This is a genomic window from Faecalibacterium sp. i25-0019-C1, assembly GCF_042854225.1.
In the GTDB taxonomy this organism is placed as follows: domain Bacteria; phylum Bacillota; class Clostridia; order Oscillospirales; family Ruminococcaceae; genus Faecalibacterium; species Faecalibacterium taiwanense.
On sequence record NZ_AP031428.1, the window covers coordinates 1,036,451 to 1,062,117 of the forward strand.

The 25,667-nt window shown below is 59.0% G+C and carries 20 protein-coding genes; 19 read left to right on the forward strand and 1 reads right to left on the reverse strand.

Translation table 11 applies throughout. The annotated features are described in order from the left end of the window. The 5 genes from ACGHUK_RS05135 to ACGHUK_RS05155 all read left to right on the forward strand — a co-directional run bounded on the left by ACGHUK_RS05135 (position 1) and on the right by ACGHUK_RS05155 (position 6,571). Complete coding sequence (locus tag ACGHUK_RS05135; RefSeq protein WP_005940077.1) at positions 1–1,170, forward strand: ABC transporter permease; 1,170 nt, start codon at positions 1–3, stop codon at positions 1,168–1,170. A gap of 1 nt (position 1,171) precedes the next feature. Beyond that, positions 1,172–2,089, forward strand: coding sequence for an ABC transporter permease (locus tag ACGHUK_RS05140; protein WP_097774807.1), 918 nt, complete (start codon positions 1,172–1,174; stop codon positions 2,087–2,089). Positions 2,090–2,260: 171 nt separating this feature from the next. Then, positions 2,261–3,580 (forward strand): thymidine phosphorylase, encoded by a 1,320-nt coding sequence (locus ACGHUK_RS05145; RefSeq protein ID WP_337678737.1) that lies wholly within the window; start codon positions 2,261–2,263, stop codon positions 3,578–3,580. 168 nt (positions 3,581–3,748) lie between these two features. Further along, positions 3,749–5,119, forward strand: coding sequence for a Trk system potassium transporter TrkA (gene trkA, locus ACGHUK_RS05150; RefSeq protein ID WP_005940088.1), 1,371 nt, complete (start codon positions 3,749–3,751; stop codon positions 5,117–5,119). Between the two features lie 12 nt (positions 5,120–5,131). Beyond that, positions 5,132–6,571 (forward strand): TrkH family potassium uptake protein, encoded by a 1,440-nt coding sequence (locus tag ACGHUK_RS05155; RefSeq protein ID WP_390575351.1) that lies wholly within the window; start codon positions 5,132–5,134, stop codon positions 6,569–6,571. A gap of 148 nt (positions 6,572–6,719) precedes the next feature. Here the strand turns inward: ACGHUK_RS05155 and ACGHUK_RS05160 are convergent, their stop codons facing one another. After that, positions 6,720–8,258 (reverse strand): YifB family Mg chelatase-like AAA ATPase, encoded by a 1,539-nt coding sequence (locus ACGHUK_RS05160; RefSeq protein ID WP_097781936.1) that lies wholly within the window; start codon positions 8,256–8,258, stop codon positions 6,720–6,722. Between the two features lie 160 nt (positions 8,259–8,418). Between ACGHUK_RS05160 and ACGHUK_RS05165 the strand changes: the two genes are divergently transcribed. From ACGHUK_RS05165 to ACGHUK_RS05230, 14 genes are all read left to right on the forward strand, one after another. Beyond that, complete coding sequence (locus ACGHUK_RS05165) at positions 8,419–8,775, forward strand: hypothetical protein (RefSeq protein ID WP_291011417.1); 357 nt, start codon at positions 8,419–8,421, stop codon at positions 8,773–8,775. A gap of 122 nt (positions 8,776–8,897) precedes the next feature. Then, positions 8,898–10,580, forward strand: a complete 1,683-nt coding sequence (locus ACGHUK_RS05170) for a phospho-sugar mutase (protein WP_207698250.1) — start codon at positions 8,898–8,900, stop codon at positions 10,578–10,580. Positions 10,581–10,707: 127 nt separating this feature from the next. Then, positions 10,708–11,883, forward strand: a complete 1,176-nt coding sequence (gene ispF / locus ACGHUK_RS05175) for a 2-C-methyl-D-erythritol 2,4-cyclodiphosphate synthase (protein WP_390575355.1) — start codon at positions 10,708–10,710, stop codon at positions 11,881–11,883. A gap of 16 nt (positions 11,884–11,899) precedes the next feature. After that, complete coding sequence (gene cdaA / locus ACGHUK_RS05180) at positions 11,900–12,799, forward strand: diadenylate cyclase CdaA (protein WP_005940107.1); 900 nt, start codon at positions 11,900–11,902, stop codon at positions 12,797–12,799. After that, positions 12,796–14,100, forward strand: coding sequence for a YbbR-like domain-containing protein (locus ACGHUK_RS05185; protein WP_390575358.1), 1,305 nt, complete (start codon positions 12,796–12,798; stop codon positions 14,098–14,100). Before cdaA ends, ACGHUK_RS05185 begins: the two co-directional genes overlap by 4 nt. A 23-nt stretch (positions 14,101–14,123) precedes the next feature. Then, positions 14,124–15,719: an NAD(P)/FAD-dependent oxidoreductase gene (locus tag ACGHUK_RS05190; RefSeq protein ID WP_390575361.1), complete on the forward strand. Its 1,596-nt coding sequence runs from the start codon at positions 14,124–14,126 to the stop codon at positions 15,717–15,719. 10 nt (positions 15,720–15,729) lie between these two features. Next, on the forward strand, positions 15,730–17,079 hold the full coding sequence (locus ACGHUK_RS05195) for a 5-bromo-4-chloroindolyl phosphate hydrolysis family protein (RefSeq protein ID WP_390575363.1): 1,350 nt from the start codon (positions 15,730–15,732) through the stop codon (positions 17,077–17,079). Beyond that, positions 17,076–19,208 carry a single-stranded-DNA-specific exonuclease RecJ gene (gene recJ, locus ACGHUK_RS05200; RefSeq protein WP_390575366.1) on the forward strand — a complete coding sequence of 711 codons (2,133 nt, stop codon included), beginning with the start codon at positions 17,076–17,078 and terminating at the stop codon, positions 19,206–19,208. Before ACGHUK_RS05195 ends, recJ begins: the two co-directional genes overlap by 4 nt. A 1-nt stretch (position 19,209) precedes the next feature. Next, complete coding sequence (locus ACGHUK_RS05205; protein ID WP_390575368.1) at positions 19,210–21,549, forward strand: RelA/SpoT family protein; 2,340 nt, start codon at positions 19,210–19,212, stop codon at positions 21,547–21,549. A gap of 3 nt (positions 21,550–21,552) precedes the next feature. After that, positions 21,553–22,014 carry a D-aminoacyl-tRNA deacylase gene (gene dtd, locus ACGHUK_RS05210; RefSeq protein WP_005940113.1) on the forward strand — a complete coding sequence of 154 codons (462 nt, stop codon included), beginning with the start codon at positions 21,553–21,555 and terminating at the stop codon, positions 22,012–22,014. 5 nt (positions 22,015–22,019) lie between these two features. Beyond that, positions 22,020–22,637, forward strand: coding sequence for an MBL fold metallo-hydrolase (locus ACGHUK_RS05215; protein WP_390575371.1), 618 nt, complete (start codon positions 22,020–22,022; stop codon positions 22,635–22,637). A 12-nt stretch (positions 22,638–22,649) separates the two neighbouring features. Next, positions 22,650–24,119, forward strand: coding sequence for a coproporphyrinogen dehydrogenase HemZ (gene hemZ, locus ACGHUK_RS05220; protein WP_154255378.1), 1,470 nt, complete (start codon positions 22,650–22,652; stop codon positions 24,117–24,119). Further along, entirely contained in the window at positions 24,085–25,047 is a 963-nt protein-coding gene (locus ACGHUK_RS05225) for a nucleoside kinase (RefSeq protein ID WP_338428588.1), read from the forward strand. Before hemZ ends, ACGHUK_RS05225 begins: the two co-directional genes overlap by 35 nt. Before the next feature lie 169 nt (positions 25,048–25,216). Beyond that, on the forward strand, positions 25,217–25,624 hold the full coding sequence (locus ACGHUK_RS05230) for a zinc ribbon domain-containing protein (RefSeq protein ID WP_097774820.1): 408 nt from the start codon (positions 25,217–25,219) through the stop codon (positions 25,622–25,624). Positions 25,625–25,667 lie beyond the last annotated feature (43 nt).

Genomic DNA, 25,667 nt, shown 5'->3' on the forward strand with positions numbered 1-25,667 from the left:
ATGAACAAGAAAAAACTTTCCCACAGCAGTCTGAACAGCTCCATCACAAGTGTGCTGGCTGCTCTGCTGTGCATCCTGATCGGCCTTGTGGTCGGTTTTCTGGTGCTGCTGGCCATCAACCCGGCCCACGCATGGGGCGACGGCTTTGTGCGCATCCTGAAGGGCGGCTTCCATGACGCGCCCTACGGTGTCGGCAAGGAGCTGGCAAATGCGGCTCCCCTCATTATGACCGGTCTGTCCGTGGCCTTTGCCTTCAAGACCGGCCTGTTCAACATCGGTGCGGCGGGTCAGTATACGCTGGGCGCTTACGGTGCTCTGTACTGTGCCATCATGCTCAAGCTGCCGTGGTTCGTCTGTCTGATCGCAGCCACCATTCTGGGCGGCATCTGGGGTGCGATCCCCGGCTTCTTCAAGGCCTACTTCAACATCAACGAAGTCATTACCTCCATCATGTTCAACTGGATCGGCCTGTATCTGGTCAATGAGCTCATTTACCAGAACGGCACCGGCCCCATGTACGATGTGCGCAACACCCGTACCATCAACATCAGCAAGAACGCCGATTACGCTCAGTCCATCATCCCGGATTTCGGCCTGAACAAGCTGTTCCAGACCAACAGCACCACCATTGCCATCTTCCTGGCGGCAGCAGTGGCAGTTCTGATCTGGGTAGTGCTGAACAAGACCACCTTCGGCTACGAGCTCAAGGCTGTGGGCCTGAACAAGAGCGCTGCCCGCTACGCCGGCATCAACGAGAAGAAGAACATCATCCTCTCCATGGCCATTGCCGGTGCACTGGCCGGTTTTGGTGCGGGCCTGTACTATCTGTCCAATGTGTCCCAGTGGAACCCGCTGAACTCCACCAGCCTGCCGACAATGGGCTTCAACGGCATTTCCGTTGCACTGCTGGCAAGCTCCAACCCCATTGGCACCATTTTCTCGGCAATCTTCATTTCCCATATCTCGGTGGGCGGCTCCTTCCTTTCCACCAAGTATTACCCCACTGAGATCTCGGACCTGATCAGCGGTATCATCATCTACCTGTGTGCATTCTCCATGCTGTTCCGCGGCAAGATCCACGCACTGCTGTTCAAGAATGCCGATAAAACCAATGTGAACGCAGAGCCTGCTGCTCCTGCAAAATCTGCAACCGAAAAGGAGGGCAAGTGATATGCTGCTTCTGATCAAATATACGCTGCTGTATGGCATCGTTCTGATGCTGGTGGCACTGGGCGGTATGTTCAGTGAGCACTCCGGCATCATCAACATTGCACTGGAAGGCATCATGGTCATTGGCGGTGTGGCGGGTGTTCTCACCCTGACCATGCTGCCTGCCGAAATGCCGGTCTTCCTCGTGGTGCTGATCTCTGTTCTGGTGGCGGCACTGGCCGGTATGGTGTACAGTCTGCTGCTGGCCTTTGCCTCCATCAACCTGAAGGCGGATCAGACCATCGGCGGCACGGCCCTGAACCTGCTGGCCACGGCCATCGCGGTGGTCCTTGCCAAGAATTTCAGCGATAGCGGCAGTGCAAAGCTGAACTACACCAACAGGCCCTTCCTGTTCAGCATCGGCGGGCTGGAGCTGAGCATTTTTGTGCCGCTGGGCATCATTCTGCTGATCATCAGCTATGTGGTGTTGTACAAGACCCGCTTTGGCCTGCGTCTGCGTGCCTGCGGCGAGCATCCGCAGGCAGCGGACTCTGTGGGCATCAATGTCTACAAGATGCGCTATGCCGGTGTTGTCATTTCCGGTGCACTGGGCGCGATCGGCGGTATGGCCTACATTGTGCCCCCGGTGCAGACCTGGAACTTTGAGGTGGGCGTGGCCGGCGCAGGCTTCCTTGCCATGGCTGTTATGATCTTTGGCCAGTGGAAGCCCTTCAACATCTTTGGCGCAGCCATGTTCTTTGCTGTGTTCAAGAGTCTGGCAAACATTGCAGACTCCACCTTCCTGGCACAGCTGCACTGGTCCAGCAACATCTACAACATGATGCCGTTCGTGGCGTCCATGATCATTCTGGCGTTTACCTCCAAGAACAGCATGGCACCCAAGGCAGAGGGCATCCCCTACGACAAGGGGTCCCGCTAAAACGACGATTTGTGTTCCCAAAACAAGGGCGCAGCTGCTTTTCCGGGCGGCTGCGCCCTTTTTGGTTTAAAATTGGGCAAAGTTTACAGAATGATACTTGCTTTTGTTTGGAATTTTGCTATACTATATCTTACAATGTCGTACTATTGAAAAAACGAGGAGCGTGATACGATGCGCGTTTATGATCTGATTGCAAAAAAGCGTGATGGCGGTACGCACAGCCGTGAGGAGCTGGAGCAGATCGTCAATGGCTATGTCAGCGGAGAAGTGACTGATTACCAGATGGCTGCATGGATGATGGCTGTCTATCTGCGCGGCATGACCGATGAGGAGACCGCAGAGCTGACCGATGTGATGGCTCACAGCGGTGTGATGGTGGATCTTTCGCCCATTCCGGGCATCAAGGTGGACAAGCACTCCACCGGCGGCGTGGGCGACAAGACCACGCTGGTCATTGCCCCCATCGTGGCGGCCTGCGGCGTGAAGATCGCCAAGATGAGCGGCCGGGGCCTTGGCCATACCGGCGGCACCATTGATAAGATGGAGAGCGTGCCCGGCACCAGAACCGCCCTCTCGCAGGAGGAGTTCTTTGCGCAGGTGAACAGGATCGGTCTGTCGGTCATTGGCCAGAGCGAGGGCATTGCCATTGCAGATAAAAAAATGTATGCCCTGCGGGATGTGACCGCAACCGTCAGCTGCATCCCACTCATCGCATCCAGCATCATGTCCAAGAAACTGGCTTCCGGCTCGGATGCCATCCTGCTGGATGTGACCACCGGCACCGGAGCTTTTATGAAAACGGTAGACCAGAGCATTGAGCTGGCTAAGCTGATGGTATCCATTGGCACCCATCACGGCCGCCGGGTGGCTGCCATGATCACCGATATGGACACCCCGCTGGGCCATAACATTGGCAACAGTCTGGAAGTCATGGAAAGCATGGATGTGCTCAAGGGCCATGGCCCCGCCGACCTGACCGAGGTCTGCCTGCAGCTGGCGGCAAACATGCTGGTGCTGGCCGATAAGGGCACTCCTGCCGAGTGCCGCGCCATGGCCGAGACGGTGATCGCCGACGGTTCTGCCTTTGCTAAGTGCAAGGAGATGTTTGCGGCGCAGGGCGGCGATACCCGCGTGCTGGACGATTACAGCCTGTTTGAGCAGCCCGCGGCAAGCTTTGAGCTGCTGGCAGAGCAGGACGGTTACATTGTGGCGAATGATGCCGAGAAGATCGGCTCTGCCAGCGTACTGCTGGGTGCGGGCCGACAGAAAAAGGGCGACCCGCTGGATTTTGCCGCCGGCATCACCCTGCATAAAAAGCGCGGCGACTACGTAAAGAAGGGCGAGAGTCTGGCTACCTTCTACGGCGCAGCCGATAAGTTTGAAGCTGCCGCCGCCGAGTACCGCAGCGGCCTTGGATACGGCCCTGAGAAGCCGGAGGAAGCCCCGCTGGTGTATGCCCTTGTAACGAAGGACGGCGTGGCGCGCTATTAAATGAAATAAAAGCTTCCGGGACGGTATCTCCCGGGGCTTTTTTGCGTCATTTGGCAGGTTTTTGTTGCATAATGTGGAAAACAGTGGAACTTTGGCAGGAGATATGGTATACTATGATGGATTTGTGCTGTCCCGGCAGAAGGGACGCGGAAAGAGAAAGGACTTGTTATGAAGATCATTCTGGTGGGCGGCGGCAAGGTTGGTACTGCGCTGGCGCGGCAGCTCAGTGAGGAAGACCATAATGTGACCATTGTGGATACCAACAAAGCGCGTGTAGAGCACCTGACTGAAAGCTACGATGTGCTGGGCATCGTGGGCAACGGTTCCTCGATCACCACGCTGGCAGAGGCCGGCATTGAAGACGCGGATGTGTTCATTGCCGTGACTGGTTCGGATGAGCTGAACCTGCTGTGCTGCATGTTTGCCAAAAAGGCGGGCCACTGCCATGCAATTGCCCGTGTGCGCAACCCGTCCTACAGTCATGAGCTGGACTTTATCAAAAAGCAGATCGGCATTTCGGCCATCATCAATCCGGAAATGGCTGCAGCAAAGGAGATCTCCCATCTGCTGCGCTTCCCGGGTGCAAGCAAGATCGACACCTTTGCAGACGGCCGTGTGCGGCTGATCAAGTTTGCACTCACTGCAGAGCAGGGGCTGGATGGCGTGGCCATCCGCGAGATCCCCACCCGCCTGAAGAGCGACATTCTGGTGTGTGCAGTGGAGCGCAGCGGCGGCGTGATCATCCCGAACGGTAACTTTGTACTGCAGAACGGCGATCAGGTCACCTTCCTTGCAACACAGGATAAGGCCCACGAGTTCTTCCAGCGCATCCACCTGCCGGTGCGCCCGGTGCGCAATGCCTTCATCGTGGGCGGCGGTGCCATCGCCTTCTATCTGAGCCAGGAGCTGCTGGAAAACCACGTGCGTGTGCGCATCGTGGAGCGCGACCCTGCCCGCTGCATGGAGCTGGCCGAGCAGCTGCCCGGCGCACAGATCCTGAACGAGGACGGCTCCAACCGCGAATTCCTACTCTCGGAGGGTATGGAGTCCACCGAGGCTTTTGTGGCCCTGACCAACATCGACGAGGAGAATGTGCTGCTGACCCTGTTTGCCAAAAAGCACTCCAAGGGCAAGCTGGTCACCAAAGTCAACCGTCTGGAATTTGATGATATTCTGGCCGGTCTGGATCTGGGCAGCGTGGTCTACCCCAAGTACATGACCTGCGATTACATCGTGCAGTATGTGCGTGCACTGCAGAACGAAGCGGGCAGCAACATCAAGACGCTGTACCGCATTCTGGACGACCGCGTGGAAGCGCTGGAATTTACCGTCCACGAGAAGAGCGCTGCCACCGGTGTCCCCCTGAGCCAGCTGCACCTGAAAAAGAATCTGCTGCTGTGCTGCATCACCCGCGGCCATCAGATCCTGATCCCGCGCGGCGGCGACCAGATCCAGGTGGGCGACAACGTGATCGTGGTCACGCTGGAGCATGGTCTGCATGACCTGCGCGATATTCTGGACAAGGGCGCAGAGGGTTGACGGAGGCAGACTATGAATTATGCGATCGTTTTCCGTCTGCTGGGCTATGTCATGCTGATCGAGGGTGCGCTGCTGCTGCTGCCCGCAGCGGCCAGCTGGATCTACGGCGAATGGTTCGTGCTGGGCGTGTTTCTGATCACGGCGGCAGTCAGCGCCGCCATCGGCTACGCCCTGCGCGGCATCAAGCCTAAAAGCAAGATGTTCTATATGCGGGAGGGCTTTGCTGCTACCTCGCTGAGCTGGATCGTCATTTCCATCGTGGGCGCCGTTCCGTTTGTGGTGGCGGGCTGCATCCCGAACCCGGTGGATGCCCTGTTTGAGACGGTGTCCGGCTTTACCACCACCGGTGCCAGCATCCTGCCCGGGGTGGAGGATCTGCCCAAGGGCATCCTGTTCTGGCGCAGCTTCACCCACTGGATCGGCGGCATGGGCGTTCTGGTGTTCCTGCTCTCGCTGCTGCCCCTGACCGGCGGCTCCCACGTCAACCTGATGAAGGCAGAAAGCCCCGGCCCTCAGGTGGATAAGCTGGTGCCCAAGGTGCAGTCTACCGCAAAGATCCTGTACAGCATCTATTTTGCACTCACCGTGCTGGAGGTGGTATTCCTGCTGCTGGGCGGCATGCCGCTGTTTGAGTCCATGCTCACGGCCTTCGGTACGGCGGGCACCGGCGGCTTCGGCTTCAAGAACGACAGCTTTACCAGCTTTTCTCCCTACATCCAGTGGGTCGTAACCATCTTCATGATCCTGTTTGGTGTCAACTTCAATGCCTACTTCCTGCTGTTGCTGCGCAAATTCAACCGCGCCATCAGCGAGGAAGTGCGCGGCTACTTCGCCATTATTCTGGTGGCAATTGGCATTATCACGGCCAATATCTACAGCCTTTATAACAGCTTTGGCGAAGCGGTGCGTCAGGCAGCCTTTCAGGTGGGTTCCATCATTACGACCACTGGCTTTTCCAGCTGCGATTTTGACTTGTGGCCCACCCTCTCCAAAGAAATTCTGGTGGTGCTCATGTTCATTGGTGCCTGCGCAGGCAGCACCGGCGGCGGCATCAAGGTGAGCCGCCTCCTCATTCTGGGCAAGACCTTGGGCAAGGAGCTCAAGCAGGCACTGCACCCGCAGGTGGTGGCCCCCGTCCGCATGGACGGCAAGCTGCTCAACCACGAGACCATCCGCACCACCAATGTGTTTATGGGCGCGTATTTCTTCATCTTCGTGGTATCCTTCCTGCTCATCAGTCTGGATGGCTTTGATATGGTGACGAACTTCACAGCCATTGCAGCTACTTTGAACAACATCGGCCCGGGCCTTGCGCAGGTAGGCCCCATGATGAACTTTGGCAGCTTTACGAACCCTGCAAAGCTGGTGATGATCTTTGACATGCTGGCCGGCCGTCTGGAGATCTTCCCGATGCTGGTGCTGTTCCTGCCGGACACATGGCGCAGATTCTAAAAAGCAATTATAAAAAGCCATCTGTGATCTTCTGCTCGTATTGAGCATTTGGAAAGATACAGATGGCTTTTTTGCGCGTAACGGTAAGCTGCACAAACCCCTCTCTTTTCGTGGAAGGCGGATCTGCGAAGCAAAGACGAAGAAGTTTTTATACTTCCACTTTTTCCTGTGCCCGGTACTGCAGGGCTTCCAGCACACAGTCCTCATCCAGCAGCTGTTTGCCTGCCAGATCGGCCACCGTGCGGGCCACCCGCAGGATACGGTCATGGGCGCGGGCGGAAAGGCCCAAAGCGTCGTAGGAGGCGCGCAGCAGCCGCTCGGCGGCGGGGGTCATGCGGCAGACGCGCCGCACCTGCCCGGCGGTGAGCTGGGCATTGCAGAGCACACCCTCAAAACCCGGGGCGGTATAGCGCTTTGCCTGAATGGCCCGGGCGCTAAGCACCTGTTTGCGCAGATCGGCGCTGCTCTCGGAAGGGACGACGGCGTGCAGCTCGTCAAAGGCGATGGGGTCCATCTCCACGCACAGGTCGATGCGGTCCAGCAGCGGGCCGGACACACGGCTGCGGTACTGCCGCACAGCACTGGGCGAACAGGTGCACTGCCGGGTGGGGTGGCCGTAGTAGCCGCACTTACAGGGGTTCATGGCGGCTACCAGCTGGAAGCGGCTGGGATAGGTGGCACTGCCTGCCGCTCGGCTCACGGTGATCTGGCCGTCCTCCAGCGGCTGGCGCAGCACTTCCAGACTCTCGCGGGAGAACTCCGGCAATTCGTCTAAAAACAGCACACCGCAGTTGGCAAGGCTGCACTCGCCGGGCCGGAACTGTGCGCCGCCGCCAGCCAGAGCTGCGGCACTGGCCGAGTGGTGCGGGCTGCGGAAAGGCCGTGCAGAGATCAGGCCCCGGCCCTGCGGCAGCTGCCCTGCAATGGAATAAATTTTAGTGGTCTCCACGGCTTCCTCACGGGTGAGCGGCGGCAGGATGCCGGGCAGACGCTTTGCCAGCATGGATTTGCCGGTGCCGGGTGCGCCAATGAGCAAAACATTGTGTCCGCCTGCGGCAGCAATGACCATAGCCCGCCGCGCCAGCGACTGGCCCATCACGTCCGCAAAATCCGGCACCTGTGCCCATGCGTCTGCAGGGTCAAAGGGAACAACAGCCGCCGGGGCAAGCGGGGAGATGCCGCGCAGGGCATCTACAACTTCGCGTGCCGTGTGGGCGGGGTAGACGGCCATGCTGTCGGCACAGGCCTCGGCTGCTTCGGCGGCATTCTCGGCAGGTACATACAGGGCGTGGGTGCCATTTTCTGCTGCAGCCAGCGCCATGGGCAGCACGCCGGAAACCGGCCGCAAGGTGCCGTCCAGTGCCAGTTCGCCCAGAAATGCCGCGTCGGCAGGCACATCCTCCAGCTGGCCGCTGGCAGTGAGCACTGCCAGCAGAAGCGGCAGGTCGTACACCGGGCCGGTCTTGCGCACATCCGCCGGGGCAAGATTGATGGTAATGCGCCGGTCCGGGAACTTGAAGCCCAGATTTTTGATGGCGGCGCGCACACGGTCGGCGCTTTCACGCACAGCGGAATCCGGCAGGCCTACGATAGAAAATGCAGGCAGACCGCCGGAAATGTCGGCCTCCACTGCCACGGCAAAGCCGCTCAGGCCGTTCAGACCAAAGCTTCTGGTAACAGAATACATGTTGTTCTCCCTTATCCCAGCGGATGATATGACGGAAAAGAATTGGCAAAAGTGGAAAATATTGGATGATTATGTCATACTTCGACACAAAAATACTTCTGAATTCATTATAGTAAAGGGCAGGAAAGATGTCAATGCGATAGAGAGGAGAGAGTTTTCCATGATGAGCAAAGAATACTGCCGCTATATCCGTACATATTCAGAACTGGAAGGGCTGCAGCATGCCCACACCCTTGTATATTGCGGTGCCGCCGCTGCGCAGGGCGTTGTAATGGAGCTGCGGCAGGAGCAGGATGGCCGGGTGCGCCGCAGCGCGGTGCTGCTGCAGGACAGTTTTGCCCGGGCAATGCAGCTGCTGCGCTACCTGTGTGAAAACAGCATCGGTTTGGAGCAGTGGCTGGACGTTCTGGACGATGCAGGCCAGAGTTATGAACTGCTGGAAAATGCAGGCGAGGCCGGGATGGTTCCCGACTTTACCGGGAAAAACTTGGAATTTTGTGCCATATGCCGGTTTTGAACTGCAAATCTTGTTGCAGATTACGCAATTGACACATGAACGCGGAGAGTTTATATTATAAGTAGGTTTAACCAAACCTGTTCTTTTTTGCGGAAAAATTTACAAAAGGTAAGGTGTGCAAGATGTATTTGGATGAATATAAGCGCTGGATGGCTGCAGAGCTGGAAGACGCTGATCTGAAGCCGGAGCTGGCCAAGATCGAGGGAAATGACGACGAGATCAAGGACCGCTTTGCTGTGGCTTTGAAGTTTGGCACCGCTGGTCTGCGCGGCGTTCTGGGCGCTGGCACCAACCGTATGAATATCTATGTTGTGCGTCAGGCCACGCAGGGTCTGGCAAACTGGGTCAAGACTCAGGGCGGCAGCCAGACTGTGGCGATCAGCTACGACAGCCGCCTGAAGAGCGATATCTTTGCCAAGACCGCCGCAGGCGTTCTGGCGGCAAACGGTATCAAGGTGCGCATTTACGATGCTCTGATGCCTGTGCCTGCACTGAGCTTTGCTACCCGTTACTACCAGTGCAATGCTGGTATCATGGTCACGGCTTCTCACAACCCGGCCAAGTACAACGGCTACAAGGCCTACGGCCCGGATGGCTGCCAGATGACCGATGATGCTGCTGCCATCGTGTACGATGAGATCCAGAAGACGGATGTGCTGACCGGTGCAAAGTACATCTCCTTTGCCGAGGGCGTGGAGCAGGGCCTGATCCGCTTTGTGGGCGACGACTGCAAGAAGGCACTGTATGATGCCATCGAGGCCCGTCAGGTGCGCCCGGGCCTGTGCAAGACTGCCGGCCTGAAGCTGGTGTACAGCCCGCTGAATGGTTCCGGTCTGGTGCCTGTCACTCATGTGCTGAACGATATAGGCATCACCGATATCACCATCGTGCCCGAGCAGGAGTACCCCAACGGTTACTTTACCACCTGCTCCTACCCGAACCCCGAAATTTTCGAGGCTCTGAAGCTGGGTCTGGAGCTGGCAACCAAGACTGGTGCCGATCTGATGCTGGCCACCGACCCCGATGCCGACCGCGTGGGCATTGCCATGAAGTGCCCGGATGGCAGCTATGAGCTGGTATCCGGCAACGAGATGGGCGCTCTGCTGCTGGATTACATCTGCGCAGGCCGCATCGAGAAGGGCACCATGCCCAAAAACCCGGTGGCCGTCAAGTCCATCGTATCCACTCCTCTGGCCGATGCCATTGCCGCACACTACGGCGTGGAAATGCGCAGCGTGCTGACCGGCTTCAAGTGGATCGGCGACCAGATCGCAAATCTGGAAGCTGCCGGTGAGGTGGACCGCTTCATCTTTGGCTTCGAGGAGAGCTACGGCTATCTGGCCGGCCCCTATGTACGCGATAAGGATGCCGTCATCGGTTCCATGCTGATCTGCGAAATGGCCGCTTACTACCGCAGCATCGGTTCCTCCATCAAGCAGCGTCTGGAAGAGATCTATAAACAGTATGGCCGCTACCTGAACAAGGTGGACAGCTTCGAGTTCCCCGGCCTGACCGGCATGGAGAAGATGGCTTCCATCATGCAGAAGCTGCGTGATAACCCGCCCGCCGAGCTGGCTGGCCACAAGGTGGTCAAGGTGACCGACTACAAGAAGCCCGAGGAGACCGGCCTGCCCGCTGCAAACGTGCTGATCTACAGTCTGGAAAACGGTGCGACCGTTGTGGTGCGTCCCTCCGGCACTGAGCCGAAGATCAAGACCTACTTCACCACTCTGGGCAAGGATCTGGCTGAAGCACAGGCACAGAAGGATGCTCTGGCTGCTGCCATCGAGCCGATCCTGAAGTAAACTCCATCAAGAACAAGTTTGTGCCCCTCTGCTGTGTGCAGAGGGGCATTTTTGCTGTAGAATATTGGTTGCAGTTTGGGAAGTTATACGCTATAATAAAATATGGCTTACTATAGGAATCGGGCAGGTGAAGAAATTGGAAAAGAGAGTATCCGCGGTACTGGTGGCGGCGGGGTCTTCCACACGCATGGGCTTTGACAAGCTCAGCTTTGATCTGGGCGGCGAGACCGTGCTGCACCGCAGCATCCGCGCGTTTGAACAGGATCCGCTTGTCACGGAGATCGTGCTGGTGGCCGGTAAGAACCGCGCCTTTGTGGAGCAGCAGGCAGCAGACTGCACAAAGCCTGTGCAGATCGTAACGGGCGGCACCACCCGCGCCGAGAGCGCAAAAAACGGCGTGCTGGCGGCAGCAGGGGAGCTTGTGGCAGTGCACGACGCGGCAAGACCCTTCGCCAGTCAGGCCGTCATCACAGCAGCGCTGGAAGCAGCGGCCCGGTGCGGCGCAGCTGCACCTGCCGTACCGGTAAAGGATACCATCAAGGCTGCAGCGCGCGGCAACGGAAAGACCGTGCCGGATGCCTGCCTTGTGTACACAACGCCCGACCGCAGCACCCTGTATGCGGTGCAGACCCCTCAGTGCTTTGACCGCGCAGAGTACCTTGCTGCGCTGGAAGAGCTGGATGCCGAAAAAGCCCGCCTTGTCACCGACGACTGCAGCCTGTTCGAGCTGACCGGCCGCGCCGTGCAGCTGACGCAGGGCGATTACGCCAATTATAAGATCACGACCCGCGAGGACTTGCCCCGCCCGGAACAGAAAGAGGAACACAAAATGCGCATTGGACATGGTTATGACGTGCACCGTCTGGTGGAAGGCCGCAAGCTGATCCTGGGTGGCGTGGAAGTGCCTTTTGAAAAAGGCCTGCTGGGCCACTCGGATGCAGATGTACTGGCCCATGCGGTGATGGATGCTGTGCTGGGTGCCGCTGCGCTGGGGGATATCGGCCAGCATTTCCCGGACAATGACCCGGCTTACTCCGGTGCCGACAGCCTGAAGCTGGCCCGCTGTGTGGCCGAAATTTTAAAGGAGCACGGCTTCCGCATTGAAAATATCGACGCGACGCTGTTGTGTCAGCGGCCCAAGCTTGCGCCGTACATTCCGGCTATGCGCCAGAATCTGGCCGATGCCTTCGGCCTGCCGGTGGATGCCGTGAGCGTAAAGGCCACCACCGAGGAACATCTGGGCTTTACCGGTGAGGGGCTGGGCATTGCCGCCCACGCTGTTGCCCTGATCGAAACACTGTAAACGGGAGCGTGTACCAATGACTCTGAACGCGATCATTGCAAATTTCCAGACCTTCAAACTGGTCGATTTGCTGGATATCATCATCATTTCCTTCCTGATTTACCAGCTGCTGGGCATTGTCAACCGCACCCGCGCCGGCCAGCTGTTCAAGGGTGCGCTGCTGGTGATGGCCGTCTATCTGGTGGCAGAAACGCTGAACATGCGTACCGTTACATGGCTGCTGAACTCACTGCTGCAGGTGGGCCTGCTGACGCTGGTGGTGCTGTTCCAGCCGGAGATCCGCCGTGCGCTGGAGCGCATGGGCCAGACCGACCAGTGGGCCGCCAAGCTGTTCAATGTCAAAGGCCGCTACAACGATCCCAGCCTGAAAGGTGCATGGCGCAGCGCCATCATTGCCATCTGCGATGCGGCAGAGCGCTTTTCTGAGACCAAGACCGGTGCACTGATCGTGCTGGAACGCCACACGAACCTTTCGGAGATCGTGCGCACCGGCACGCCGGTGAACAGTGCGGTCAATCTGGAAGTGCTGGGCACCATTTTCTACGAGGGCACGCCCCTGCACGATGGTGCTGCCATCATTGAGAATGGCCGCATCAAAGCCGCGGGCTGTGTGCTGCCGCTTTCCAACAATCTGGATCTTGGCAAGGATATGGGCACCCGTCACCGTGCCTGCCTTGGCATTGCCGAAAATTCCGACGCCATCGCCATCGTGGTCAGCGAGGAGACCGGTATCATCTCCATGGCAAAGAACGGTGTGCTGATCCGCCATTTTGACCGCCAGACCCTGTATACCCGTCTGGTGGATGAGATGATCCCTAAGGAGACCACCACCGAAAAGACGACGGTCAGCGGCTGGCGCGGTCAGCTGGACCGTCTGTGGAAATGGGTCAGCCAGAAGGAGGACGATGCGCAATGAACAACGAACCCAACAAGAAAAACGGCGCAAAGCCGGCGGTCGCCCATAAGAAAAACATTCTGGACGACCGCCGCATCCGGCTGGCACTTTCGGTGCTGGGTGCCATCGTTGCATGGATGGTGGTCACGATCATCGTCCAGCCCGGCACCAGCAACACCATCTACAATGTGCCGGTGGATTATACCTACGATTCCGCTGCTTACACCTCCCGGGGCCTGAGCATCGTCAGCGCCGAGGATAAGACCGTGAACCTGAAAATCTCCGGCGACGGCTACACCATCGGCGGGCTGACGGCTTCCGACTTTGTGGTCTACCCGGATTTTTCCAGCGTACGTGACAGCGGCGAAAAGACCCTGCGCCTGCTGGTACGCGGTGCCAACGGCCTGCTGAACGGTGTGACTGTGACCATGGAAGGCAATGACAACACGGTGGATGTGGTGTTTGACGTGGTGGAGGAAAAGACCCTGCCCGTTACCATTACCACCAACTACCTGACCATCGCGGACGGTTATATCCTTTATAGTACGGATGTTTCCAAGGAGAATATCACCCTTTCCGGCCCCAGCAGTGAGCTGAATAAAGTTGCTACCTGCACTGCAGAGGTGACCTACAGCGGCGAACTGACCGAGTCCATCACGCTGAACACGCCGCTGCGCTTCTATACCTCCGGCGGCAAGGAAGTCAAGTTTGAGTACACGGAGCTGGAAGAGAACAGCGTGGATGTGACCTTGCAGGTGTACAAGATGGCAACGCTGCCGGTGGACGTGAATTTCATCAATGCACCGCGTGATTTTGATGATTCGATGCTGGTATATGCACTCAGCCGCAAGCAGCTCAAGGTGGCAGGTCCGGCAGCTAAGATCGATATGCTGTCCACGCTGCCCATCGGCAATATCGACCTTTCCACCTTTACACTGAACAAGAGCTATGAGCTGCCCATCGACCTGCCCGCAGACATCTATCTGCTGGATAACATTTCCACCATAACGGTCAGCTTTGACTGCTCCAATCTGGGAACCAAGACCATGAACCTGCCCAATACCTGCGTGCAGGTGGTCAACCTGCCCTCTACCTACCAGCTGACGGTGCAGACCGAACGCCTGATGAATGTAACGCTCTGCGGCCCCAAGGGCGCGATCGAAACGCTGACCCCGGAGCAGGTGGTCATTGAGATCGATGCCGAGGATTTCTCGGTGGCGACCGGCGAGCAGAACATTGCCTGCCGCCTGTATGTGCCCTCCAACGGCAAGATTTTTGCACTGGGCAGCTATGTGCTGCAGTGCCGCATCGAAAGCAACTGAAACAAAAAGGAACACACGATAACATGATTCTGGTTCGCAACATCCGTCTGCCGCTCTCTGCCGGAGAGCCGCAGGCATTTGAAAAAGCCCTGCACGCTGCCCGCATCCCGCGCGGAAAGGTGCAGCATCTGGGCGTGGCAAAGCTCTCGGTGGATGCCCGCCACGGCCAGCCCAAGCTGGTGTATACCGTGGCTGTCACCCTGAAAGAACCTGCCGAGGAAGCGGCTTTTGCAGCCCGCTGTGGTGATGCTTCTCTGCAGCAGAAGGTGGATTTTTCGGTGCAGAATGGCATCCAGCCACTGGCACATCGGCCTGTGGTGTGCGGCCTTGGCCCGGCGGGCCTGTTTGCAGCGCTGCTGCTGGCCCGGCAGGGCTATCAGCCCATTGTGCTGGAGCGCGGCCCGGCGCTGGACGAGCGCGTAAAGGCGGTGGAACATTTTTCTGCTACCGGCGAACTGGATGTGAATGCGAACATTCAATTTGGCGAGGGCGGTGCCGGTACCTTTTCGGATGGCAAGCTGACCACCCGCATCGGCGATGAGCTGTGCGGCTTTGTTACCGAGGTGTTCCTGCAGCACGGTGCGCCGGAGGAGATCGCTTGGAAGCAGAAGCCCCACGTGGGCACCGACCTGCTGCGCGGTGTGATCACATCTATCCGCAAGGAGATCGAAGCTCTGGGCGGTGAGGTGCATTTCAACACGGCCCTGACTGGCTTTGAACAGAAAAATGGTCAGCTCACCGGCATTTTTACCACAAATGGCACCTTTGCCTGCGAAGCTTTGGTGTTCGCGGTGGGCCACTCGGCCCGCGATACCTTCGGGATGCTGATGGACGGCGGCCTGCAGCTGGAATGCAAGCCGTTCAGTGTGGGCTTCCGCGCCGAGCATCTGCAGAGTGAGATCGAAAAGAGCTTATATCACGAGGCTGCCGGGCATCCGGCTCTGCCGCGGGGCGAGTATCAACTCTCCCAGCATGTGGGAGAGCGGTGCGTTTACACCTTCTGCATGTGCCCCGGCGGGCAGGTGGTGGCATCGGCCAGCGAGGAAGGCCGTGTAGTGACCAACGGCATGAGCTTCCACGCCCGCAATGGCAAAAATGCCAACGCGGCCGTGGTGGTGAGCGTGGGCGGCAAGGATTTTGCAGACGATCCGCGCCGGGCCATCGCGTTCCAGCGGGAGCTGGAAGCCAGAGCCTACGCCGCTGGGCGCAGTGCAGGGGAGTATGCCGCTCCGGCAGAGAACATCCAGAGCTTTCTGGAAGGGCGCGGCCAGCTGAACATTGGACGCGTGCAGCCTACCTATGACCGCGGCGTTGCTGCGGCAGACCTCGGCGCACTGCTGCCGCAGGAGCTGGCCGAAACGCTGCGGGCGGGCCTGCGCGCCTACGAGCGCAAAATTGCGGGTTATACCGCGCCGGAAGCGATCCTTACGGGTCTTGAGACCCGCACCAGCAGCCCGGTGCGGCTGAAGCGGGAAGAAAATTTTGAATGCTCCCAGCTGGCAGGTCTGTATCCCTGCGGCGAGGGTGCCGGATATGCGGGCGGCATCATGAGCGCCGCCGTGGATGGCCTGCGGGTGGCCCGCGCCATCATCAGCCGGTATGCACCGGCAGAAGGGTGAGAAGAATTTGATGAACGATCGTGAAAACGATGCAATGAGAGAAAATGAGGGCCGTCAGGTGCAGCAGGAGCTGGAAAACCAGCTGCGCGCCTTTGGCGATACCGTGTCGGATGCCTTTGCCCATGGCTTTGAGGGCAAAGGGGAGGACATTGGCGACCGCGCCTATGGTGTGGGCCGTGCGGCGGTGAATGCTGCAAACTTTGGCCTTGGCGAAGCGGCAAAGGCGTTCCGCAGCAGCCGGGAGGAATACTACCGCAGCCGTCAGAATGCGCAGAATACGAAACAGGGCTTGAATGAGGACTGTATCAACGCGCAGGCCGCAGGTGTTTCCGGCTGGTTCCGGCAGATGTTCGGCAAGGCAGAGACGACCCCGGCAGACGAGATCCGCGCCAGTGCCAAAAAGCGCTACAGCGCAGGCTGCGCATTGCTGGCAGTCGGCATCACGTTTACGGTGATCTTTGGCATCACGGCGGTTTCCTGTCTGGGTGCGGCGGGCCTGTTTACGCCCAATGCGGCGGTTCTGCAGGCTCTTCTGCAGGACAGCTTTATGGCTGAAAATGCTGCAGCCATGGGCAGCTTTGCGCTGGGGGCGGTGCGGATCACCGGCTGGTGCTTTGCGGCTGTCACCGCCGTGTTCGTGTGGATGATCACTGCCGGTGCATCCCGCCTGAAGGCCAGCAAGACGCTGCTCCGTCTGGCCGAGGCAGCAGAAGGCTTTGACTGCAAAAAGGGCCTGCCGCTGGAAGCCGTGGACGAGAAAAAGACCCGTGCCCTCAAGCGGGTGCGCAGATTCATCCGCAATGGCTGGCTGAGTGCATGGGTGGACGAAAAAGCGGAAAAGCTTTACCTGACTGCTGAGGATTACCGTGCCGCGCAGGAAGCTGCCGCAGCCTCCAAGGCACCGCCGCAGCCGGAACCGGCAGCAGAAAAAACAGACGATGTGCCGCTTAATCTTGAGACAGCGCGCCGCTTTGCCGCCGTGCTGCAGCAGGAAAAACAGCTGATGCAGGATGCGCAGGGCCGCGAAGAGCTGGACCATATGCAGACCACCACCACTGCCATCTGTGACTGGCTGGAAGCACACCCGGAAAGCCTGCCCAAGGCCCGCCGCTTTGCGGAATACTATATCCCCACCACCCTCAAGCTGCTGCACACCTACAACGATGTGCAGGGCCAGCAGGGCGAAAACGCCGAGACCATCCGCCGCGATATCGCGGGCATCCTTCACACGCTGAATCAGGCCTACGACACCCTGTATGATACGCTGCTCTCGGATGTAGCGATGGATGTCTCTTCTGAGATCGCTGCCCTGCAGGGAATGCTGGCCAACGACGGCCTGACGGGAGGAAATTTTGAATGACCTACCGTGCATGGAATCTGAAACCGCTGGACCGTGCCGCGCTGCGGGAGCTGACGCAGGCGATTGCGGAGCAGGCCACCGAAGAACTGGAATATAACGCACAGAACGACGAGCCGTGGAGCGAGCAAAAATATGCGGCCGCCCTTGCCGCCCAGCAGAAGGAAAATGCCCTGTTGGCGGGCGTGCTGACGGCACGCGGCATTACCGACCCTACCGAAGCACTGACCCTGCTTGCCGGTGAGGAAGAATTGAGCGACCCCTCGCTGCTCACCGATATGGACAAGGCCTGCGAGCGCATCTGGCGGGCCATTGACGAGGGCGAGACCATTGTGGTGTTCGGCGATTATGACGTGGACGGCGTGACGGCCACGGCCCTGCTGTACCAGCATCTCAAGGGCATGGGGGCTACCGTAAAATGTATGCTGCCCAGCCGCGAGGGCGACGGCTACGGCCTTTCGCGCAATGCCATCCGTACCATCCACGATAAGGGCTGCAAGCTGATCGTGACGGTGGATAACGGCATTTCTGCTGTGGAAGAAGCCGATTATGCCGCTGAACTGGGCATTGACCTGATCATTACCGACCATCATCTGCCGCCGGAAACTCTGCCCAAGGCCATTGCCGTGGTAGACCCCCGTCGTGAGGACGACACCAGTCCCTTCAAGGGCCTGTGTGGTGCGGGCGTGGCGTTCAAGCTGTGTGCCGCACTGGATGGCTGTCCGCCGGAAGAAATGCTGGACTACTGCGGCGACCTTGCCGCTGTGGGTACTGTGGCGGACGTGATGCCGCTTACCGGCGAAAACCGCACCCTTGTCAAGGCGGGCCTGCGCCAGCTGCAGAACACGGACCGTCCGGGTCTGGAAGCGTTGCTGGAAGAGGTGGGCCTTGCGGGCAGACCGGTCACCGCAGAAAATGTCAGCTACGCCATTGCGCCCCGCATCAATGCGGCTGGCCGCATGGACAACGCTGTTACGGCTTTGCAGCTGGTGATGTGTGAGGACCCGGACCGCGCCGCAGAGCTGGCCCATAAACTGAACGAGATCAATACAAAGCGTCAGGAGACAGAGCTGCAGATCTTCAAGGCCGCGCAGGAACTGCTGGAACAGGAACCGGAGCGGCTGGAAGACCGCGTGATGCTGCTGTGGGGCCGCGATTGGCACCCCGGTGTCATTGGCATCGTGGCATCCCGGCTGGTGGAACGCACCGGCCGGCCTGTAATCGTGGTGACGATCGACGAGCACGGCGAATGCAAGGGCAGCGGACGCAGCGTGCAGGGATTCAATTTGCATGCCTGCATTGGTGCCTGTGCAGATCTGCTCATCCGCTACGGCGGCCATGCCATGGCTGCGGGCCTTTCGGTGCGGGAAGAAAATCTGCCCGCTCTGCGCCGCCGCCTGAACGACTGGGCAGCACGGGAATGCCCGGTGCTGCATACCACCCCGCTGGAGTGCGACCTGCCCATCCATCTGGACCGTGTGACCGTGGAAAGTGTGCGGAAGCTCGACCAGCTGGCTCCCTATGGGGCCGAGAACCCGACCCCGGTGTTCCTTTTGCAGAACGCCGTGCTGGATGGGGTATACCCGGTATCGGAGGGCAGGCACAGCCGCCTGCGCCTGCGGCAGGGCAATGCCAGCGTGTATGCCGTGTGGTTCGGTATGCCGCCGGAACAGCTGCCCTATGCCATGGGCGATGTGGTGGATGCTGCGCTGAACCTTTCGGTCTACGATTCGCCCCGAGGCGCACAGCTTTCGGGCCGCATTCTGGACCTGCATCCGGCAGGGCTGGGCACAAAGCTTGCGGAGCAGGCTGCTTTTGTGGTGGCGCTGCGCCGCGGCACACCCCTGACTGAGGAACAGAAAAAGCTTATTACGCCTGAGCGCAGTGATATCGTCACAGTGTACCGTGAGCTGCAGGCGCGCCGCTGGCACGCAGAAGATCTGCAGCCGCTGTGCGCAAAACTGGGCGAGGAAAATACAGGCAAAACACTGGTGGCAGTGACGGCCTTGGAACAGGTGGGCCTGATCGCCGCTGTGGAAAAGGGTGGGGCAAAATATCTGGAGCTTGTGCCTGCGCAGGGCAAAAAGAACCTTGCGGATGCCCCGATCCTGAAATGTTTGGAGGGAATGTAAAATGCCAGAGGGAAAGAAAGCTGCGGTCCCGGCACCCAAGCCGGTGCGGGAAGAAGATCTCTACTCCGCAAAGACCCACCTGCATCAGCCGGTACCGGTGCAGGAAACGGCTACCGTTTCTGCAACAGCACAGCTGGCCGATGCCCCGGAAGGCGCGCTGCCTTCGGAGGTGCGGCCGGAGATCGTTACCTGGGAAAAGCTGTGTGAGGCCATCAAGGCCAGTGGCCGCTCCTACAATATGGAGATGATCAAAAAGGCATATGACCTTGCCAACACTGCCCACAAGGGGGTGTGCCGCCGCAGCGGCGAGCCGTATATCTGCCATCCGCTGGCTGTGGCACGGCTGGTGCTGGATCTTGGTATGGACTCCGAGAGCATTGCTGCGGCCCTGCTGCACGATGTGGTGGAGGACACTCCCACTACACTGGACGACCTGAAAGCCGCCTTTGGCGAGGAAGTTGCCCTGCTGGTGGACGGCGTGACCAAGCTGACCAAGATCCAGTTCTCTAACATTGAGGAACTGCAGGCTGAAAACCTGCGCAAGATGCTGCTGGCCATGAGCCGCGATGTGCGCGTGATGATCATTAAGCTGTGCGACCGGCTGCACAACATGCGCACCGGTGATGCATGGCCGGAACAGAAGCGCCGCGATAAAGCCCGCGAGACCATGGAGGTGTATGCCCCCATCGCCAACCGTCTGGGCATCCTGAACGTGAAGGAAGAGCTGGAAGACCGCAGCCTGCATTACCTTGACCCTGTGGGCTACGAGGAGATCAGCCGGATGCTCAGTGAGCGTGCAGGCGAAGAGTTCCTTGCAAAGGTGTCCGGTGTGATCGAGCGGAGGCTGGCCGAAAGCGGCATTGAGGGCGCTACCATCAAGCGCCGCGTCAAGAGCATTTACGGCATCTATCGCAAGACCATCATGCAGAACAAGTCCTTTGATGAGATCTACGATATCTATGCGGTGCGTGTCATTCTGGATACGCTGGCCGAGTGCTACAGCACTCTGGGCCTCATCCACGATATGTACCATCCGCTGCCCAACCGCTTCAAGGACTATATCTCCACTCCCAAGCCCAATGGCTACCAGAGCCTGCACACCACCGTCATCGGCCACGAGGGCATCCCCTTTGAGGTGCAGATCCGCACCCGCAAGATGGACGAGCAGGCCGAGTACGGCGTTGCGGCCCACTGGAAGTATAAAGAAGGTCTGGATGGCCACGACAAGCTGGACGAACGTCTGGCATGGGTGAGCCAGCTGTTGGAAAACCAGCGCGTCAGCGAGGATTCCGGCAATCTGCTGCACGACCTCAAGAGCGACCTGCTGCCGGAGGAAGTGTTTGCCTTTACCCCCAAGGGCGATGTCATCAACCTGCCTACCGGCGCTACCTGCATCGATTTTGCCTATGCGATCCATTCGGCGGTGGGCAACCGCATGGTGGGCTGCAAGGTGAACAACCGCATGGTGCCCATCGACCACATCGTTTCCACCGGCGAGATCATCGAAGTGATCCTTGGCCCGGCGGACAAAGGCCCCAGCCGCGACTGGCTCAAGATCGTGCGCACCAGCGAAGTGAAGAGTAAGATCCGAAACTGGTTCAAAAAGATGCGCCGCGAGGAAAATATCACGCAGGGACGTGATGCACTGGCCCGTGAGCTGCGCAGGGAAATGATCATCCTTCCGGACGACCAGCTGGACGATTTTATCAACAGCTGTTCCCGCCGCCTGCGTCAGAACAATGCCGAGGAGCTTTATGCCGCCATCGGCTACGGCGGCATGACCATTGCCAACTGCCTGCCCAAGCTCAAGGAGGAGTGGCAGAAGCTGAAAGCTTCGGAGGAAAAGGCCGGGGAAGACCTGCCCAAGGTGGACCTGAGCCGTGTGCACGCTACCGACGGCGTGGTGGTGGAAGGCTTCGATAACACCCCCATCAAGTTTGCCAAGTGCTGCAGCCCGCTGCCGGGCGACCCCATCGTGGGCTTTATCACCCGCGGCTTTGGCGTTTCCATCCACAAGCAGAGCTGCGTGAACGCCATTTCCAGCATGAAGGATCCCACAAACGCTCCCCGCTGGGTCAAGGCGTACTGGGCCGACAGCGTCAAGGACAGCTATAAGGCCGGCATTGAGATCATTGCGCTGAACCGCAACGAGCTGCTGCAGGATGTGCTGGCTGCGCTGGCGGATATCCGGGTGCCCATCTATGCGGTGAACGCCCGTCAGGTGGAAAACAACTGCGCCATGGTCAGCCTGACCATCGGCATCAACAATACCGAGCACCTCAACCGTGTGGTCGCAAGACTTTCCAAGGTGAAGGACGTGCTCAAGGTGACAAGGAGCTAAAACATGCGTGCAGTCATTCAGGCGGTGTCTTCCGCCAGTGTGCGGGTAAACGGCGGTGAGCCGCGAGCCATCGGGCCGGGCCTTATGATCCTGCTGGGTGTCAGGGATACCGACAGTCTGGACATCGTGCCCAAGCTTGCCGATAAATGCGCAGGCCTGCGCATCTTCCCGGACGCAGAGGGCAAGCTGAATCTCAGCGCAAAGGACCTTGGCTATTCGGCTCTGGTGGTGAGCCAGTTCACCCTTTACGGCGACACGAAAAAAGGCTACCGGCCCAGCTTTATCAAGGCCGCAAAGCCGCCGCTCTCCGTGGATGCTTACGAGCTGTTCCTTGCAGAGATGAACAAACAGGGCCTGAAGGATGTTCAGCACGGCGAGTTTGGCGCGGACATGCAGGTGGCTCTTGTGAACGAAGGACCCTGCACCATTATCATCGATACCGACGAGTGGAAGAAAAAGGAGTGACCGCCATGCAGGCTTTTCATATTCCGGGCGCTGCGCCGCTGTATACCAATACCTTCCTGCTCATTTCCGACGCAGGCCATGCCGTGGTCATTGATCCGGCGGCAGATGCGCAGACCTACGATAAAATTTTAAAGGAAAACAATGCGCAGCTCACCACCATCCTGTGCACCCACGGCCACTACGACCATGTGGGCAGCGCCGAAGCCTTGCGCACCGAGTGGAACGCAAAGCTCTACTGTGAGGCTGCCGACCTTGCAGGCGACCGCATGTATCCGCTGAGCGCAGCGGACTGCGGCTACGCAGAAGGGGAGACTGTCTCGGTAGACGAGCTGCAGTTCACGGTCTGGCACACGCCCGGCCATACGCCCGGCGGCGTGGTGCTGCTGTGCGGCGAGTATCTCTTCTGCGGCGATACCCTGTTTGCAGGCAGCATCGGCCGTACCGATCTGGAGGGCGGCAGCAGTGCACAGATGGCCGAGAGTCTGCGTAAGCTGGCAAAGCTGCCCATCCCGCGCGGCACGCAGGTGCTGCCCGGCCATGGCGAGTTCTCCACCTTTGGCGATGAACTGGACAACAATTACTACATCCGCAGCGCTGTGCGCGGCAACAATGATTTATTTTAAAGAGTGAACAACATGAAGATTTATATTACCGGCCTGCCTTCCGGCTACGAAGTGGAGCATCTGGTGCGTTTGTTTTACCCCATGGCACCGCTCACCCTCACCCCGCCGGAGAACGCCGAGGACTGCGTCTGGGCAGAAAAAACGCCGGACGGCCTGCATGCACTGGTGCGTCAGGACGGCAGAAGTGCTGAACGACACGCACCGCTGCCCGCGCCTGTGGAACAGGGCGGCGAGACCCCGGAATTCAGCCTTGCCAGCCTGACCTATGATCTGCTGCGGGATTGGACCGGCATCCGCCCGCCATGGGGCAAAATGACCGGTGTGCGCCCGGTGCGGCTCATCCACGACAAGCGCGCCGCAGGCTGGACGGAAGCGGAGATCGACCACTTTTTCCTGGACCGGTTCGACTGCTCCCAGCAGAAATACCAGATGGCCAAGGCCATTGCCGACCTGCAGGAGCCAATTTTGAAAGTGGGCAATGAACCCGGGACCTACAGCCTGTACATCGGCATCCCGTTCTGCCCGTCCCGGTGCAGCTACTGCAGCTTTGTCAGCTGCAATCTGGACCGCGACCGCAAGATGGTGCAGCCTTATGTGGACTGCCTGTGCAAAGAGGTGGAAGAGATCCGCATTCAGGCTGACAAGGCGGGGCTTACCCTTTGCAGCATCTACATCGGCGGCGGCACGCCCACCAGCCTGTCTGCCGACCAGCTGCGGCAGCTGATGGGCACGGTCCGGGCGAATTTTGACCTCTCGAAGGTCGTGGAATATACGGTGGAGGCAGGCCGTCCGGACTGCACGGATGCCGAAAAGCTGGCGGTCATCAAGGAATACGGCGCTACCCGCATCTCCATCAATCCGCAGACCTTCTCGGACGAGGTGCTGGCGGGCATTGGGCGCAAGCACTCGGCGCAGGACATTCTGGACTGCTATGCCGAAGCGCGCAAGGCCGGTCATGATGATATCAACATGGACCTGATCGCCGGCCTGCCCGGCGACACGGTGGAAAGTTTTGAGCGCAGCCTGCGGCAGGCCATCGCGCTGGACCCGGAGAACATCACCGTGCACACCCTCACCCTCAAGCGCGCTTCCCGCATCGTCATTGAGGACCAGAAGGAGAACGACTACGCCGATGTCGCCGCCATGCTGGAAAAGTGCAACCTGCTGGCCGAGGCGGGTTACCGGCCCTACTACCTCTACCGCCAGAAGAATACTCTGCAGAACCTGGAAAACGTGGGCTGGTGCAAGCCGGGCCACGAGGGATATTACAACATCTATATCATGGAGGAAGTCCAGACCATCCTCTCCGCCGGTGCAGGCGGCAGCACCAAGCTGGTGGCCGACGGCGGAAAACGGATGCAGCGCATTTTCAATTTTAAGTATCCGAACGAATATATCCAGCGTTTTGCGGAGGTGCTGGAACGCAAAAAAGGAGTGGCTGATTTTTATGATCACGATTTGGGTACCCAAACGTCTGGTTGAGATCGATCTGTACAATGTGGCAGCTCGCAGCCCGCAGGCACTTGCCGACCTGAGTGAGCAGAGCTATGCCCAAAGGGTAGATTACGCCGCCCAGAAAGTGCAGCTTTCCGGCGCAAAGATCGTCATGCTCACCGGCCCGTCGGCCAGCGGCAAGACCACCAGCGCCCACTGTATTGCAAAGGCTCTGCAAAAGCGCGGGACCCCGGCGCAGGTGGTCAGTCTGGATAATTTCTTCAAAGGCGCAGAGTTCTATCCGCGCCTGCCGGACGGCACGCTGGACTACGAGAACCCCGATACGCTGGATCTGCCTCTCATCAAGCAGTGCCTGCGGGAGCTGAGCGAGATGGGCAAGACCGTGCTGCCCATCTACGATTTCTCTGCCGAAAAGCGCTCGGCGGAGGTGGAGCCCATCGACCTACAGGGTGGTGTATGCATCGTGGAGGGCATCCATGCGCTGAACCCGGAGCTGACCGGCCTTGTAAAGGGCGACGACATCTACCGCATCTATGCAGGCCTGCGGGAGGAATACTGCATCGATGGCCGCCGCGTCATCAACACGCAGGATATCCGCCTGTGCCGCCGCACCCTGCGGGACGCTGCAGCGCGCGGCCGCAGCCCGGAAAAGACCCTTGCCATGTGGGACCGCGTGCTGGACGGTGAGACGCGGTATATCAAGGGCTTCAAGACCACGGCAGATTTTCTGCTGGATACCTCCTTTACCTACGAGCTGGGCCTGATCTCCAAGCTGCTGGGCGTGGTGCGCCGTCAGTTCACGCTGGAAGGCCACAATGCGGAGCTGTGGGACGAGACAGCCCGCCGCTTTGAGCATGTGGCACCGCTGGAGCTGGAGCTGCTGCCGGAGGACAGCATGCTGCGGGAATTCTATGGCGGCGCAGCCGACCGCAGGGCACAGAATGCCGATGTGTGAAATTATCGTGTAAATTTAGGCCGAATGCGAAAAAATTGTTTCCAAACCGGCACCAAACTGTAAAAAATGCGGTCCGTTCATTGCAAACGAGCGGCCTGTGCGCTATAATGGAGATAACATCCGCACATGGCCCATGATAAACAGGCCGATAGTAAGAGAGGTGTCTTTTATGGATTTCAACAAGATCAAGGAAATGGGTCTGGAATATGCCGAAAAAGGCAAGAACGCTGCGCTGGACCTGGCCGAAAAGGGCAAGACTCAGGCTTTGATCGTAAATGAGCAGGGCAAGCTGCTCAAGGCACAGCGCCAGTTGGGCGCACTGGTGTACAGTCTGGCCAAGGGCAAGGAAGAAAACCAGCCGCTGGTGGATAAGTATATCGAGATGATCGATAACATCGAGCAGGAGATCGCCCGCCTGAAAGCATCCCTGACCCCGGCGGAAGCTGCCGAGGCGGAATATGTGGTGCACGAGGAAGTTCCTGCTGACCAGCCGGAAGAGCACAAAGCCTGCCCGCAGTGCGGTGCTCCCGTCTCGGACGATGCACTGTTCTGCAACAAGTGCGGTGCACAGCTGTAATAAAACGGTTCAGCAACAGGGCGGCGCTCCCCACAGGGCACCG